At 47.4% G+C, this 15881-nt stretch carries 17 protein-coding genes; 1 reads left to right on the top strand and 16 read right to left on the bottom strand.

Annotation, left to right across the window (positions count from 1 at the left end; all coding sequences use genetic code 11):
• The 12 genes from P1P86_13800 to P1P86_13745 all read right to left on the bottom strand — a co-directional run.
• The coding region (locus P1P86_13800; protein MDF1576257.1) for a DUF4372 domain-containing protein at nt 1-200 on the bottom strand (200 nt) is incomplete at its 3' end.
• A gap of 119 nt (nt 201-319) precedes the next feature.
• A complete protein-coding gene (locus tag P1P86_13795; GenBank protein MDF1576256.1) occupies nt 320-880 on the bottom strand; it encodes a peroxiredoxin-like family protein in 561 nt (186 codons plus the stop codon).
• 40 nt (nt 881-920) lie between these two features.
• Complete coding sequence (locus P1P86_13790; GenBank protein MDF1576255.1) at nt 921-1520, bottom strand: hypothetical protein; 600 nt, start codon at nt 1518-1520, stop codon at nt 921-923.
• Between the two features lie 13 nt (nt 1521-1533).
• Nucleotides 1534-2145 carry a DUF4833 domain-containing protein gene (locus P1P86_13785; GenBank protein ID MDF1576254.1) on the bottom strand — a complete coding sequence of 204 codons (612 nt, stop codon included), beginning with the start codon at nt 2143-2145 and terminating at the stop codon, nt 1534-1536.
• 4 nt (nt 2146-2149) lie between these two features.
• Nucleotides 2150-2710, bottom strand: a complete 561-nt coding sequence (locus P1P86_13780; protein ID MDF1576253.1) for a YceI family protein — start codon at nt 2708-2710, stop codon at nt 2150-2152.
• Nucleotides 2711-2808: 98 nt separating this feature from the next.
• The gene (locus P1P86_13775) at nt 2809-3282 is read right to left on the bottom strand and encodes a hypothetical protein (protein MDF1576252.1); all 474 of its coding nucleotides are present in this window, start codon (nt 3280-3282) and stop codon (nt 2809-2811) included.
• Nucleotides 3283-3338: 56 nt separating this feature from the next.
• Nucleotides 3339-4079, bottom strand: coding sequence for a hypothetical protein (locus P1P86_13770; protein MDF1576251.1), 741 nt, complete (start codon nt 4077-4079; stop codon nt 3339-3341).
• Nucleotides 4061-5341 (bottom strand): hypothetical protein, encoded by a 1281-nt coding sequence (locus P1P86_13765; protein ID MDF1576250.1) that lies wholly within the window; start codon nt 5339-5341, stop codon nt 4061-4063. The genes P1P86_13770 and P1P86_13765 overlap by 19 nt, the downstream gene beginning before the upstream one ends.
• 106 nt (nt 5342-5447) lie before the next feature.
• A complete protein-coding gene (locus P1P86_13760; protein ID MDF1576249.1) occupies nt 5448-5804 on the bottom strand; it encodes a DsrE family protein in 357 nt (118 codons plus the stop codon).
• Between the two features lie 16 nt (nt 5805-5820).
• The gene (locus tag P1P86_13755; GenBank protein ID MDF1576248.1) at nt 5821-6237 is read right to left on the bottom strand and encodes a DsrE family protein; all 417 of its coding nucleotides are present in this window, start codon (nt 6235-6237) and stop codon (nt 5821-5823) included.
• Nucleotides 6238-6361: 124 nt separating this feature from the next.
• Entirely contained in the window at nt 6362-7018 is a 657-nt protein-coding gene (locus P1P86_13750) for a metalloregulator ArsR/SmtB family transcription factor (GenBank protein ID MDF1576247.1), read from the bottom strand.
• Nucleotides 7019-7234: 216 nt separating this feature from the next.
• Nucleotides 7235-9475, bottom strand: coding sequence for a nitric-oxide reductase large subunit (locus P1P86_13745; protein MDF1576246.1), 2241 nt, complete (start codon nt 9473-9475; stop codon nt 7235-7237).
• 107 nt (nt 9476-9582) lie between these two features.
• Here P1P86_13745 and ric point away from each other — a divergent pair, with 107 nt between their 5' ends.
• A complete protein-coding gene (gene ric, locus P1P86_13740) occupies nt 9583-10308 on the top strand; it encodes an iron-sulfur cluster repair di-iron protein (protein ID MDF1576245.1) in 726 nt (241 codons plus the stop codon).
• A 60-nt stretch (nt 10309-10368) separates the two neighbouring features.
• Here ric and P1P86_13735 read toward each other — a convergent pair whose 3' ends face one another.
• From P1P86_13735 to pgi, 4 genes are read right to left on the bottom strand one after another with little or no spacing between them, the layout of a single operon-like run.
• Nucleotides 10369-12195, bottom strand: coding sequence for a glycoside hydrolase family 15 protein (locus P1P86_13735; GenBank protein ID MDF1576244.1), 1827 nt, complete (start codon nt 12193-12195; stop codon nt 10369-10371).
• Nucleotides 12196-12203: 8 nt separating this feature from the next.
• Nucleotides 12204-13514 carry an NAD(P)/FAD-dependent oxidoreductase gene (locus tag P1P86_13730; GenBank protein ID MDF1576243.1) on the bottom strand — a complete coding sequence of 437 codons (1311 nt, stop codon included), beginning with the start codon at nt 13512-13514 and terminating at the stop codon, nt 12204-12206.
• 10 nt (nt 13515-13524) lie between these two features.
• Complete coding sequence (locus P1P86_13725) at nt 13525-14250, bottom strand: HAD family phosphatase (GenBank protein ID MDF1576242.1); 726 nt, start codon at nt 14248-14250, stop codon at nt 13525-13527.
• 8 nt (nt 14251-14258) lie between these two features.
• Nucleotides 14259-15872: a glucose-6-phosphate isomerase gene (gene pgi, locus P1P86_13720; protein MDF1576241.1), complete on the bottom strand. Its 1614-nt coding sequence runs from the start codon at nt 15870-15872 to the stop codon at nt 14259-14261.
• Between the last annotated feature and the right edge of the window lie 9 nt (nt 15873-15881).

The following is a 15881-nucleotide window of genomic DNA, read 5'->3' as shown; positions in this document are numbered from 1 at the left end:
TGATGGGCCTTCAGGCAGGTACAAATATCTCGCAACGAATTACGGGAAGTTAATTGACCGAAGAATAAATGGAGAAACTGGTTCCAGCAGTTAAGTCCCCTTGTTCGATGATCACCATCATACCTGGTGACGCACTTCTCAAACTCGTATCTATTAATGAATTGGAGCAGTTGAGAGAAAGCATATTTACCTGAATTCATAGAATTGCACTTGAAAGCGCAAAACTACAGATCAAATCAAATCAAAAAATCAAAGAACGCTTATATTATAGTATTATACTGTTAGTTACAGAATTATTTAAAAAGTTAACGCATCACTACTAATCCGGATCAAACTGCCTCCAGACGATTACACCATCCCGCCCGATGATATAAGTAGCAGGAATGGGCAAGCGCTGTGAATTATCCGACTGAGACTTTTTCAGCTTTGCGTTAAGGACAGTATTGTAAACAATCCGTTCTTTTTTCTCTGGTGTAAAGGTAACATCATATGCATCGGAAATCGTATACCCTTTGTCATACAATAAGCTGAAGGTTGCACCGGTCTTCCCGGCCATCTTATTGAGAAATTCAGGCTTCTGCGGGGAGACAGCAACCACCGTGGCGCCTTTGTCTGTGATCAGTTGCAGACTGTCCTGTATCATCCCCAGATGTTTGTTGCAGACCGGACACCAGTGTCCGCGGTAGAAGATCATGACCACCGGATTGCCTTTCAACAGCGATGAAAGCTGAAATTCTTTTCCGGCAGCATCCATCGCCCGAAAATCCGGCGCCTGCATTCCAACCTTTAATCCCTTTGCTTCCTCTGCACCTCTGGTTTCCTGAGATTTGATTTGTACCATAGTGATAAACAGCATGAATGTAATGATTATAATTCTCATTTGTATTATATTGATAACTAATGGTATGACTCTTTATGTATTATTTTATAAGCTGTAAAACAACTGTAAAGAGCAGCACCACTCCAATGATACGGTTGATGTTTCTGGAAAGGAAACCCATTCTTTCGAAAATTTTCCTGCTGAAAACGGCATAGAGCCATAGCACTCCCATCTTGCCAAGCCAGATCCCCAGGGCAAAAAGAACCAGGGTAAAAACATGGTATTCAAAATCCAGCAAGGCATGCAGGTAGGTCATCGCGATAAGCCAGTACAGTAAAACCTGGATACTGACCAGATTCAGTAACACGCCCTTCAGAAAACCACCTTTCTTCGTGCTTCCTGCTGCTTGTTTATGCTTTCGCCTGAATAGGAATACGATGCCGATAACTGCCGGCACGGCTAGTACCAGGTAATATAGCAAGGGGCTGTTCCTGATGAAATGCGCGATCAGTCCTCCGGCCGTCAAGGCCGTCAGTCCGAATGCCACTTCAATCATTGCAGCCCCATGGGATACCTTCATCGCCGAGGCAGGCCCTGTTCGGTACGAGGTATCAAGCACCGAGAGATTTACCAATCCGAAAGGCAGGGCCCCTACAATGGTAATGATAAAAGCATATAATAGAATGCTGAGCGGTTCCATTCAGGTCTTTCTTTTACTTGTTATAATATTCTTTTATTTCTTTCCCTGTAACCGGATCAATCCCTGTTAGCTGAACATATCCAATAGAAGGAGCCAGGAAACTTCCCCCGTCGAACTTCACATACAATTTTTTGACTTCAACTTCTCTGCCTTCCGAAAGGGTGTAAACTCTATAGTGCCCTCCTGACCCTTTTTTTAATGTAAAGACCCTGTTCTTATAAGCTTCCAGCCTGAATCTCCAGGCATTACCCAGAGAAGAGGCAAGTTCCATGGACTGAATGCCATAGGAAAATCTTTTTTGGATCCCGGTCAGGGCTTCGATCCTGTTGCCGGCACTTTTCTTCAGCCAGAATACCTTGACAGGCATTTCCGGGTTCACTGAACCGTGTTGATCTGTATTAACGGTGTACCAGATCTCATCCGGATCCCTGCTTCTTTCAATAGTGAACAACAAGGTTTCGGCATATTTGCTGTCAGGCTCGCCCGCATGCAGCGCTAAGCCCATCATCAGAAAGAGAGGCAGCATGAAAAAGAACGGATATGTGAGTTTGCTTTGCATTTCAGTAAATATCTGCTGATCCGGTGCACCCGGAGATACCTCCGGGCTCAGCAGAAACTCTATCATGTTTTTACTGGTATTCAGCCTGCACAGTAACTTTAACTGTTTTGGCAATATTTGTAGAGGGTTTTCCCTCCACAAAAGTGACACCATAATCCGCCAGGGTGATATCAAATGTACTTTCAATCCCGACCTGATTTCCTTTTACAGTAATGGTGCCGCTTTCGCTAATGGGGTTAGTTTTCCCTTTGATGATCAGCTCTCCTTTAACAGTCGCCGGATAGCTTCCATCAGCTCCGAAATTGATGCTCGCCAGATTAGTGATCACGGCCTTCAGCTTTGCATCCGGGAAAGACTTTGTATCCAGGAAATTATCATTGTTAAAGTGTTTCTGCATCAGCGACTTTTCAAATTCAAAACCCTGCATGGGGACTGAAAAGACTACTTCACCTGTGCTTTTCTCAATGGTACTGACCGAAGCTGTATTCTGGGCTTCAATGTCTTCTGCGGGTGTGCTGGAGAAGAATTTGATCTGTGTTTTTGTGCTGACCAACTTCGATCCGCTTTGTCCGAATCCTGCCGCCGAAATAAAAAGAGCCGCAGCAAATGATAATAAAATTGACTTTTTCATTGTGCTTTGTTTTTACTTAAAAGTTTGATTGATAAGTTTATTTACCTCAAGAGTCGGCTAAGTATTAAAACCTGACAATTGAACTGATTTTTATCTGATTACTGAATGACCGCACTTTTTTCCAAAACCACATTCAGATAGAACCCCAGGTCTTCATCATAGGAAGCCCCGGACCTGATGACCCCTTTAACAGTGATGGTCTGACCGGCCCCAATCCCTTCGAGGCTGCCTCCTGTTTCAGAGGTGAATGTGGCACTGACACCAGCCGGATCCCCGGTTTCCTTTAGTAGAACCACTCTTTGTCCGTTGAAATCTTCCGTGATACTGCTCACAACCCCGGTTACCTCCAGAATTTTAGAGTCCCCGTCAGAAGCCAGGTATTTCTGGTTGGCCGCCTCCTGGTCATTGAGATACTCATTAACGATTTGTGTGCTGGTAACTGAATAATCGGTCCCGGCCGACTGTACGTCACGCTGCGGCATGTTGAACATATAGAGTCCGATGCCACCGGCAATAATGAGACCTGTAACTCCCAATACTGCAATGATCCTTAAAACCTTTTTCTTTTTCATTTCTTTCTGTTCTTAATGTTTAGAGGAACAGTCGGAAAAAGGAACACTCCTTACAATTACCCGGGAGAAATTATCCGATCAATTAATTCCACTATGATTCCGGTCCAACCGGTCTGATGAGATGCTCCGATGCCTTTGCCGCTATCTCCGTGGAAATATTCATAGAACAGAACCAGGTCCTTAAAATGCGGATCACGCTGGTATAACGGATGATTATTATGCAGCGGTCGCTTGCCCTCGCTGTCTTTTGTGAAAAGTGAAACAAGTCCCAGCGAAATGTCCCGCGCCACCTGGTCCAGGTTTACCAGCCGGTCGCATCCGGCCGGACAGGCCGATAAGATTGAATTGCCATAATACTGATGGAGGGTATTCAGGGAATGAATCAACAAATAATTCATAGGCATCCACACCGGACCCCTCCAGTTGGAGTTGCCGCCAAAAAGACTATCGGTGCTTTCGCCGGGTTCATACTGAAGGCTATAAAGCTTATCGTCGATTTTAATATGGTACGGTTTTTTATGAATTTTGGAGAGGCTCCTTATTCCGTTCTTTGACAAAAACTCATTTTCATCCAGCAAGGCAGTCAGCAGCTTCTCCAGACGATGCCTGGGGGTTAGTGAAAGTAATATATCCTCTCCTTCCTGCATCTCTTCAATGACCAAATAAAACTGATTCTTCTGACGGTAATTCCGGAACCAAACCAGTCGCTTTACAAAATCAGGAACCTTTTTTAGCCGCTCCCTGTCCAGGACCAGGGTAGCAAAAAAGGAGGTTAAACCTACCAGGGATATTCCCACTTATCCGGCATGGAGATGATGTCCTCATTATTCAAGGTAAACCAGTCGCTGTTACGTATGTTTTTCCGGCTGACGGCCGGAGCGGGCTGACCAGGATCTCCATCGATCCACCGCGGAATATCGATGTGGTAATACTGCTTGCTCCACAGCATGCCGGCAAACGCCTGCCGTTGAATGTTTTTCAGCTCCTGATCAGCCACGCATATTTCATTGTAATAAGCATCCGCTTCAGCAATCCGATCCTGAAAAATCCTGTCAAAACCTTTCATTAAAGGGTTTCTTCCTGGCTCCCTTCTGGATAGGCGCAGCCTGATTTCCACATTCTCTCCACCCCCAATCTTTCGTATATAAACGGGGGCGAACTTTGTACCCTCCGTTCTGTCCTTAAACAGTCCGAACCGACCGGAGATAAGGGCATCATTGATGGCATCTTTAACATACGGTGAAGCATTCGGAACTCCAAATATGCGCTCATTATTGGTCTCGTTTCCAGTGAAAAGCTGATGGTCAGCTGTTTCGAAACTGAGGTAATAGTCACCCAGGCGCGGATGCTCTAAGCTCACCTGAGCGTATCCCGCATTTGGTTTTTGCAGCCGAATGGCTGGTTTTTCCTCCATCTGACCAGTGCTCCAATGATTTCTAAACCAGAGGGTTGGGATTAAAACAAGCCTTGCCGGCGCATTGCCGCGGTTATACGCCGTGATTCGGATCAGAATGTCCTCTTCATCCGCTTTGGCGTATTCAGTGAAAATGTCGAAATACCTGCCCCCGTCGAAAATCCCGGTATCCAGCAGTTCGTATTCCTCTTCAGCCCTTGAGCGGTTTTGGTTGATGGCAAGCAGTTCACTGTAAGGAAATTCATTCTGCGGATATTTGTAGAGGTGTTTCATGTAGGAATGGGTGGGGGTGCTGTCGAGATAATAATAAAGTTCCTTCATATCCTCCCCGTGGTTCCCTTCATTTCCTGCCAGTCCGAACAACCTTTCCTTGATAATCGGATCCTTACCGTTCCAGAAGGCAGGGGCAAAACAAAGGTTGCAGAATTCATCACTGATCCCGGCGATCCCGTCTTCTCCCCACCTGTAGGTCCGGCTCCGGGCATGATCATGGGGAAAATAATCCCAGACACTCCCGTCAGGACTGTAGTCTTCCCTCACGGTGCCCCATTGCCTCTCGCTCAGGTATGGACCCCACTTCAGCCAGTTTTTCCCGCTGTTATACTGCGATTTAAGTCGATTCTTTCCCTTTTCGGAGATTCCCATGGACCATGCTTTTTATAATAACCGCTGGTGTGCAGTGCAGAAAACCGGGTTATTGATCGTGAACATTGTTACATGGAAAAGAGTCGGCTCTATCAGGTCTTCCTAACTAAAATGAAATCACTTTTTCACTGTCAACCACCCACTCCGTAAATTCGGCCAATGTACTGATTTCGGCTCCTTCAATAAGCTGAACGTTTTTCAGGCCGCGGGCATCTGCACAGGTTCCGCATATTTTAACTTTGGCTCCCTTGTTGATGGAATATTTCAGCATTCTTTCGATGTTATAATAACCATTGGGAGTATTTTGCCCGGCTACCGCACAACCCGCTGCATCGGCCATTAAAAAAATACGCACTTCTACATCTTCATGGGCCTTGTTCAACTGGTTGGCCAGGCGTAAACCGTTATACGCCTTTTCAGTTCCGTAGGGCGCATCGTTAATCAAAATCAGAATTTTCTGCATGCTGAAAATTTTTTGTTTAAAAGGTTAATACAATTTTGTTTTTGCGAACCACCGCATACAAATCTGCTAAGGATGAAAAGGTACAAACCTGCGGATCATCATTTTTCCGGCTCTGCAGACAGGTTCCGCAACCCTGTATTTCACCCCCCGTTTCCAGGAAAGCATCCACCTGGTTCTTCAAATCATCATTCTCATTGACCAGTAAGTCCACTTCCACACCTTTCCCCAGAAGAAATACCTGTACGGTGTCGCCCTGTTTTAATGAATGATTGGCCAGCCGTAAAGCATTCCAGACGGTTTCCACATCGTTGGAATAAATCACCATTCCGATGGATGTGGGAGAATACTCCTCCGGTTTCGGCATAAACTGTGCTGAGATGCTGCTGGACAGAAGCAGTAAAAAGATGGCAAGAGAAAGAGTTGTTTTCTTCATGGTATGTATTTTAATTGTTTATTTGGAATTGATGAGTTGATTTACAGCGGTTGAAATGACTTCCACTGCCAGTGCAACGGGGGTGGTCGCATTGTAATCAAGATAAATGGGTTTGCCTACGATTTCAGATTGATTCCAGGTGCCTGATTTTCCATTCAGGGTAGCCCTCATCGAGCCTTCTGACTTTGAACCCGTTTTCGGAAAGAACCTTTACTGCTTCATCGGCCAGGACACAGAACGGACCCCGGCAGTAGGCAATAATTTCCTGCTCTTTTGAAAAATCCTTTAAGCAGCAGAGCAGCTCTTTCATCGGTACCGATACTGCCCCGGAAATATGACCCAACTCATACTCTGAAGGAGGCCGTACATCCATTAACAATACATTCCTGTCCTTAATCATCGACTCCAGCTCCTCCAGACTTACCGCATTTGCAGCATGATTGTCTTCGCGTTGCCGGTTCATCGTTTTTTCCAGCACAGCGATTTCACTTACTGCAAATTTTGTAATATGCTGGTAAAGAGCCAGGAAGTCATCCGTAACCAGCGAATAATAGACATAATGCCCCTCCCTTCTTGATTTCACAATGTTGTTGCTTTTTAATACCTGCAGGTGCTGAGAGGCATTGGCCACCGTAAGGTTGGTAGCCTCCACCACTTCTTCCACACTTTTTTCTCCCTGCGAAAGCATCTCAATGATTTCCAGGCGGGCAGGGTTTGCCAGGGCTTTCATCAGTTTGGCAAGCCCGTCGTACATGGCGTCTTTAAATTCCCGGCCTTTCATAATTCATGGTTTACAATTTGTCCGGGCAAAGATATACTAATAATTCAATTATTCAAGTGAATTATTTATTTAAGTGGTCTTATCAATAACAGGGTTCATACATTTTAAGGTCTATCCGCCCGCTTATCTGTGGCGGCCTTACCAGCTGGTCATCTGGAACGGGAAAAAGAGGGAGATAAAGGCCTGAGCGCCTGTCCCACTCCCCCTCCCGGATTGTTATTTTTTTAAGGACCAGCCTCCTTTAAGTCCGAAGACAAACCAACCCAGGAACAAAGCTCCAATCGCAAATATGGAATCCCCGATTACCCTCAGCCAGCGAATGGTTTCCAGTGCCGGAGTCTCCAGGAATTCGGCCGACCGGGCATACCATAATCCATGCTTCACACTGGCTACAGTCTGAGCCAGTCCGACGGGCAGCACGCTCAGAACCACCATAAGCAGCAAGCCTGTGTTAATGGACCAGAAAGCTATCCGGATGGGTCGCTCCTTCCACACCACATTCAGATCCATATCCCGGAGAACAAATAACATAAGTCCGATCCCAAGCATGCCGTACACACCAAAGAGGGCAGTATGTCCGTGTACGGGCGTGGTATTTAATCCCTGCATGTAATAGAGAGCGATGGGGGGGTTAATCAGGAACCCGAAAATTCCGGCTCCCAGGAAATTCCAGAAAGCCACGGATACGAAAAAGTAAATGGGCCATTTATAGGCAGCCACCCACTCATTCGACCTGCTTAATCTCAGATTGTGGTACGCTTCAAAACCCATGAATACCAGCGGGGCCACTTCCAGGGCACTGAATGTGGCTCCCAGTGCCAGCACTGCGGTGGGGGTCCCGGTGAAGTACAGGTGATGGAAGGTGCCAATAATACCACCTGAGAGAAAAATTATGGTGGAAAAAAGTACACTGGCCGTCGCGATGGTCGCTTTGATCAGCTGCATCCTTAAAAACAGGAAGGCGATAGCCACGGTGGCAAAGACCTCAAAAAAACCTTCCACCCACAGGTGGACCACCCACCAGCGCCAGTACTCGGCCACCGCCAGATGGGTCTGCCTTCCCCACATCAGTCCCGCCGCATAGAATGCAGCTATCGCAATAGATGCGATCAGAAACATGGTTAGCAGATGCCTGTTTTCATTTCGTTCCCGGAGCGCCGGCCATAAGGCCCTGCCCATCAGGAATAGCCAAAGTACCAGTCCGACCAGAAGGAAGATCTGCCAGAACCGGCCCAGGTCCACGTACTCATAACCCTGGTGCCCGAACCAGAAATTCTGAACCAACCCAAGCTTCTGCATCACCGCCATCCATTGTCCGGCCAGTGAACCTACCACGATGACCAATAAGGCGATAAACAAAAAATTAACCCCCAGTTTCTGGTATTTCGGTTCCTTTCCGGAAACTGCCGGGGCAATGAAAAGTCCAGTAGCAAGCCAGGAGGTGGCAATCCAGAAAATGGCGAGTTGTATATGCCAGGTCCTGGAAATAGAGTATGGAAGCACGTCTGCCAGCGGCAGGCCATAAAAGCCTAATCCTTCCACTCCGTAATGTGCGGTAATTACCCCCATGAAAATCTGAACCAGTATCAGAGCCGTTACTACCCAGAAATACTTGAGCGTCGCCTTCATGGAAGGAGTCAGCGTAGTGCCCGACAAGGGATTTACAAGGGGTATTTCAAAATTTTCATCCTCATTTTTATGTGCGGCATAATACCAGGCAAGCAGTCCGATCCCGAGAAGAAGGATAATCACGCTGAATCCGGTCCAGAGCATTAACGAACCGGCAGGTTCATTGCCCACCAGTTTCTCGGGCGGCCAGTTATTGGTATAAGTGATCTCCTTCCCCGGCCGTTCGGTCACTGTGGACCAGGTGGCCCAAAAGAAAAAGGCATTCATCTTTGCCATCCTTCCAGCGTCTTTGATGGTATTTGCCGGAATACTGTAAGCCTCCCGCAATCCGGCTTTTGAAGCATCGTCCATAAACAGGCCTGAATAGTGGGCGCTGTTGGATTGAACAGCCTCCACACGCACTTCCGAAATAGTGATGGTGTTCGAAGCTGCGTCGTAGGTATTGTTCCTTAATTCATTTTGCAGTCGCTTCTGGAGCATCGCCTGCTTTTCGCTTTCAAGACTTTCGTAGGGAATGGTAAACTCCGTCTCCGACCATTTGTTCAAAATATATATAGCCTCCCGGTGCAACCAGTCGGCTGTCCAGTCGGGAGCTTTATAGGCTCCGTGCCCCCAGATCGTACCCACTTCCTGACCTCCCATGGATTGCCACACGTTTTGTCCGTCTTTGATGTCAGTGGCAGTGAAGAGGACCGTTCCGCCCGGACCCACAATTTTTTCCGGAATGGGTGGCGCTTCTCGGTATATTTCCCGGCCAAACCAGCCCAAAATCCCGAAGGAAACAACCATGACCAGGATGAAACCCATCCAAAGCTTCTTAGTATTCATAGTATATACGGTTTAAGGTTCCGGGCAAAGATAAATATAATTATATTAAGACCTCTTTATCTTTATATATTTTTTGTCTATCTTTGTCGAACACAAAAAATCAGATGATGGAAATAAATGCACATAGTAAAATCGGTGATATCGTTAAAACAAATTTCAGAACAGCCAGGATATTTGAAGAGAACAGCATTGATTTTTGTTGCGGCGGTAACATCAGTCTGGAAGAGGCTTGTTCCAGATCGAACGTGGACCTGCATACCCTGCTGCCTTCCTTGGAGGAAATGGTGGCTGCTAACGATCCGGACAGCAAATATATCAATGACTTAGAGCTGGACGAGTTATGCGATTGCATTGAGAAGAGACATCATAGCTACATCCGGGAGCATACACCGTTCATTCAGCAGAAACTGAAAAAGCTTTGCGAGGTGCACGGAGATCACCACCCGGAACTCTTTGAACTGAAACAGTTGTTCGACGGAGCGGCCGGAAACCTGAGCGCACACATGCAGAAGGAAGAAATGGTGCTGTTCCCTTTTATTCGCCAGATGATAAAACAGAAAAAGGGAGAAGCCGGGACCCGGATAAGCTCCGGAGGGATCCTTCAGCCCATCAGCCAGATGGAAGAGGAGCATCAGATTGAAGGAGACCGGTTCAGGAAAATCTCTTCCCTGAGCTCTTCTTATACAACTCCTCCCGATGGTTGCAACACCTACCGAATAAGCTATCAGGAATTAGACGAATTTGAAAAGGATCTGCACCGTCACATTCATCTGGAAAACAACATCCTCTTTGTAAAAGCGCAGCAGCTGGAACAGGAACTTGTAAATCGTTAAGCCTGTCAGGGGGTATGGCTACCTGCTTAATCAACTCAGCTCCAACAAATCTTATCGTGTCTAATTCAACGCCCGGTCGAGATTAAATGCCGCACTGATCAGGGAGAGGTGGGTGAATGCCTGGGGGAAATTCCCGAGGGCCTCGCCCCTCGGGCCGGTTTCTTCCGCGTATAGCCCGAGGTGATTGCCATAGGTGAGCATCTGTTCGAACATTAGCCGTGCCTGCTCCAGCTTTTTTCTGTCATTATGCCCCGCCCGGGTCAGCGCCTCAACCATCCAGAAGGTACATATATTAAAGGTACCCTCCTCCCCGCGCAGTCCGTCGGCCGTCTCTTGCACATTATAGCGGTATACCAGGCTGTCGGATACAAGACCTCCCTCTTCCGGACTCTTCAGGGTGGCCTCCAAGGTTTTCAGGATGCGCTTATCCGTGGGGGAAACAAAAAAAGTAAGCGGCATCATCAGGTTGGCCGCATCCAGCGTGTTGCTCTCATAATGTTGCACAAAAGACTGCAGTTCCGGGTTCCAGCCCCTCACCATGATCTCCTCGTAGATCTTATCCCTTTCCTCCAGCCAACGCTGTTTCTCCGATGGAAATGAACGCTTTTCTGCCAAACGGATACCCCGGTCCAGCGCCACCCAGCACATCAGTTTGGAATAGACAAAATGCTGCCTGCCACCTCTGACTTCCCAGATTCCCTCATCCTTTTTCTGCCAGTTAGCGGCCACCCAGTTGATCAGGCGGCGTAACTGTGTCCAGAGATCATAGGAAATGGGGCTCCCGTATTTATTATACAGGTAGACTGAATCAAGCAGTTCTCCATAAATGTCCAGCTGTAATTGCTTATACGCCCCGTTCCCGATACGAACCGGGGATGATTTTGCATACCCTTCCAGGTGATCCAGCTGCTTTTCTTCCAGGACATGCCTCCCGTCAATACCATACATGATCTGCATGGACCCGTCGGGACGCAATTCATGGCACCTTTCATCAATCCAGTGCATAAATTGTTCTGCTTCCTCGGTGAAGCCGATCCTCATCAGTCCATATACAGTAAAGGCCGCATCCCTGATCCAGGTATACCGGTAATCCCAGTTCCTCTCTCCGCCAAGGTGCTCGGGCAAACTGCAGGTGGGAGCCGCTATAATGGCTCCGGTGGGCTCAAAGGTCAGCAGTTTTAAGGTTAAAGCAGAACGAATCACTGTTTCCCTCCAGCGGCCTTTGTACGTGCACTTTTCAACCCAGCGGTTCCAGTATTCGATCGTATCCACCAGACCTTCCAGGGCCTCATGATCAGAAAAGCATTTTTCACAGCCCTTTTCAGCCTCCAGTTCATACAGAACGAAATGGACGTTTTCCCCACAGGATAATTCAATATCTGCGGTGATTCCTGTCCCTTCTGCTGCAAGTGGAACAGAAGTGGCCAGGCCCATAGCCAATTCAGTGCTAATAAAAGCAGCCCCATGTGCATGGACGGCAACTTTATGCGAACTAAGGGCATAATTGAAGGCCGGACTGCATTCCATGCGTATTTGCATTTTACCCCGGATCATCCTCACCAGCCGGACCAGCCGGTTTTGCTGATCTCCGATCCTTGTTTTACCCACCGGCATATAATCGACCACCTCACAGACACCATGATGACCCATAAAACGGGTGACCAGCACATTTGTGTCCGGCCAGTAAAATTGTTTATGCGTGAGGTCCGTATCGACCGGGGCAATTTTAAAATGCCCTCCCCTGTTCTCGTCCAGGATCCGTCCGAATATGCTGGGTGAATCGAAATGCGGAAAACACATCCAGTCGATGGAGCCATCCGTTCCCACCAGGGCAGAGGTCCGCATATTACCAATCATACCATAGTTTTCAATATTCTGATAAGCCATACAATTCCTTATATTAAACTCTGTCCCTTACCCGGAACATATTTCCTTATAATCAGCTGGTTGGCCTTTTCATAAGTAAAGTACTTTACCGCCCAGTTGACCGCCACCGCCACCTTGTTTTTGAACCCGGTGAGCGATATCAGGTGGATCACCGACCAGATCAACCATCCGAATTTTCCATTCAGAAAGATATTTTTTATATCAGCTACCGCATCTTTCTTCCCGATAATGGCCATCGAGCCCTTATCTCTGTATCTGAACCTGCTTATTACCTCCCCCCTTTTAACCAGCGACAGGATATTTCTCCCCAGGTTCCTGCCCTGCTGGATGGCCACCTGTGCTACCATGGGGAGCCCGCCCGGGAAGGCAGGGGTCTGCATGAATGCAATATCCCCGATGGCAAAGATATCATGGCATCCTGTTACCTGATTGTATTCATCCACTGCGATCCGGTTCCCTGCCACAAATGAACCGGGTGTGAACCCTTCCACCATATTCCCTTTCACCCCGGCGGTCCAGATGATCACACCTGATAAGATCTGCTCCCTTCCATCGGGGCTGCTGTACAGCAAATTTTGTCCGTCGAAATCATTCACCCGTGCATGTAATAACACTTCGACACCCAATCTCCGAAGGGTTTTAAGGGCATGTAAAGAGGCCCGCTCCGACATGCCTGGAAGTACCCGTTCACCCGATTGAACCAGGTAGATTTTCATGTAATCGCTGTTGATCTCGGGATAATCGTTGGAAAGAAGGTATTTTTTAAACTCAGCCAGTGCCCCTGCCATCTCCACGCCTGCCGGTCCCCCGCCTACCACCACGAATTTAATGAGCTTTTGCTTTTCCTCCTCGCTGATCCCGTCTATCGATTTCTCCAGGTTCTGCAGGATCCAGCTCCGGAGATTGATGGCATCATTGATGCTTTTCAGTCCTATGCTGTTGTTTTCAATGTTTTTCAAGCCATAAAAATTGGTGCTGCTCCCTGTGGCGATGACCAGGTAGTCGTAGCGTACAAAACCCAGGTTGGTGATCACGCGCTTATTTTCCTGATCTACCGTCTCTACCTTTACCATTCTAAATATCATGTTAATACATGATTTAAACAACTTGCGGACCGGCGATACTACCGAATCGGGCTCCAGTCCCCCGATCGCCACCTGGTAGAGCAGCGGCTGGAACTGGTGGTGGTTGTTCTGATCGAGAAGGATGATCTGAACCGGCTTCTTCGCCAGTGTTTTAACAAGGTTTAATCCGGCAAAACCGGCCCCTATAATGACGACTCTTGGTAAGTGATTGTTTGTTTTGGCGATCTCTTCCATGATTGCTTTTTCAAGGTGTAAGGAAATTGTAAATGCGTGGTTTCAGTTCTGAAAGCTCATCGATAATAAATTGAGCCTCAAGAATTCCCGACTTGTGGACCGAAGCCCGTGTGATGTCGTTGGTAACGGCAAATACCTTCATTCCGGCATGGAGCCCGGCATTAATACCATTCACCGAGTCTTCGATCACCAGACAATCTTCCGGAGATACATCCAGCATTTCACTGATTTTCAAATAAATTTCAGGATCAGGCTTTCCCCTGGAGACAGAATCTCTTGTAAGGACCAGAGACAGTTTATCTTTAATTCTCATAGCCTTAAGCATCCTTTCCGCCTCCGTCAGATGCGACATGGTTGCCAGGGCGGTTAAATACTGGTCCGCATGCAATTCATGAAGCAACCCGATATTAAACGGACAGAAAAATCCCGACAACAACTCAGCATCGTTAATCATCTCCTGATAAATTTCGAGCCGCCAGGAAAGAATGCTTTGCTGAATAAAGGCCGGATTCTTATCGGGATAAACCATTGCCAGTTCAGTAAGAAACTCAAAGAACAAACCTCCCACCACCTCTGTCCTCGAAAGACCCACATAGCTGCTGAAGCCATTCAGCACTTTTTCTTCCTGAACCGATCCTCCGGTTAATTGATGGATGGCCCTTGCATAGGATCTTGCTTTGAGCACTTCTGTCTGAATCAGGGTCCCGTCCAGATCGAATATTACTGCTTTGATCATCATAGTCATTATTTACGATAATACTCAATCAACAAATTGGTGGAGCTGTCGTGCTGCAGGGATACCTCCTTGTCCAGCAATTCAGGTATAATATTTTGTGCCAGCACTTTGCCCAGCTCCACTCCCATCTGGTCGAAAGAATTGATCCCCCAAATCACACCCTGCACAAAGACACTGTGCTCATACATGGCGATCAGTTTTCCTAATGCTCCTGGTGTAAGCTTCTCCAGGAAAAAGGTGGAAGAAGGCCGGTTCCCTTCAAATACTTTGTGCGGAATGAGCGTTTCTTTCACCCCTTCGCTTCGCACCTCATTCTCCGTTTTCCCAAAGGCAAGGGCTTCACCCTGCGCAATCATATTGGCAACCAGGTAGTCCTGGTGAGGAGGAATCTCCTGTAAAGCTTCTCTGAATCCGATAAAATCAACAGGAACCAGATGCGTTCCCTGGTGAATAAGCTGGTAAAAGGAGTGCTGGCCATTGGTGCCGGGTTCTCCCCAGAAAACCGGACTGGTCTGATAGTTGACCTTTTCACCTTCAAGGGTCACATATTTTCCGTTGCTCTCCATGGCAAGCTGCTGCAAATAGGCAGGAAATCGCTTCAGATTATTCTCGTAGGGGAATACTGCCTGCGTCTGGGCCCCAAAGAAATTGGCATACCAGACGGTCAGTAATCCCATAATCACCGGTATGTTCTTTTCCAGGGGTATATTCCGGAAATGCTCATCCATCTGGTGAAAACCTTTCAGCATGGCCCGGAAGTTGTCCGGACCAATGGCAATCATGGTTGAAAGACCGATCGATGCATCCATGGAATAACGTCCTCCCACCCAGTCCCAGAACCCGAACATATTCGCTGTATCGATTCCAAATTGAGCTACTGCTTGTTCGTTGGTGGAGACTGCCACAAAATGATTGGCTGTCGCCTTCTCATCCCCGATCGAAGTTAAAATCCATTCCCTCGCTGTCCGTGCATTGGTCATGGTCTCGAGGGTGGTAAATGTTTTGGAAGAAACAATAAACAGCGTTTCCTCCGGCGATAAACCCTGAACTGCTTCTGCAAAATCGTTTCCGTCAACATTGGAGATAAACCGGAAGGTAAGTGAGTGATTGGAATAGAATTTTAAAGCTTCGTAAGCCATCACGGGACCAAGATCTGATCCTCCTATACCAATATTGACAATGTTTTTTACGGGCTTACCGGTATAGCCCTTCCAGGTTTCATCCCGGATCTTATCTGCAAAGACCTTCATTTTATCAAGCACCTGGTGTACTTCCGGTACAACATTGATACTGTCAACCCTGATATCAGCATCTGCAGGAGAACGCAGGGCCGTGTGTAAAACAGCCCTTTGTTCCGTTTCATTGATTTTTAACCCGGAGAACATGGCGCTGATTCGCTCTTCCAGTCCGCGTTCCCTGGCCAGGCCCATGAGCAGGGAGAGGGTTTTTTGGCTGATCCTGTGTTTTGAATAATCGAAATAGATCCCTTCGGCTTCAATTCTGAAGTTCTTCCCCCGGTCACTGTCTTCCGCAAATAACTCTTTAACAGAAGTGTGTTTTATCTCTTCCAGGTGCGAGGCAAGTTGCCTCCAGTGGTCTGTTTCCGTCAATCTGTTTTTCATTGGTTTGGT

The organism is Bacteroidales bacterium (genome assembly GCA_029210725.1).
GTDB lineage: Bacteria > Bacteroidota > Bacteroidia > Bacteroidales.
Note: the sequence above shows the minus strand (reverse complement) of the source record. Positions and strands in the feature narration are given on the sequence as shown.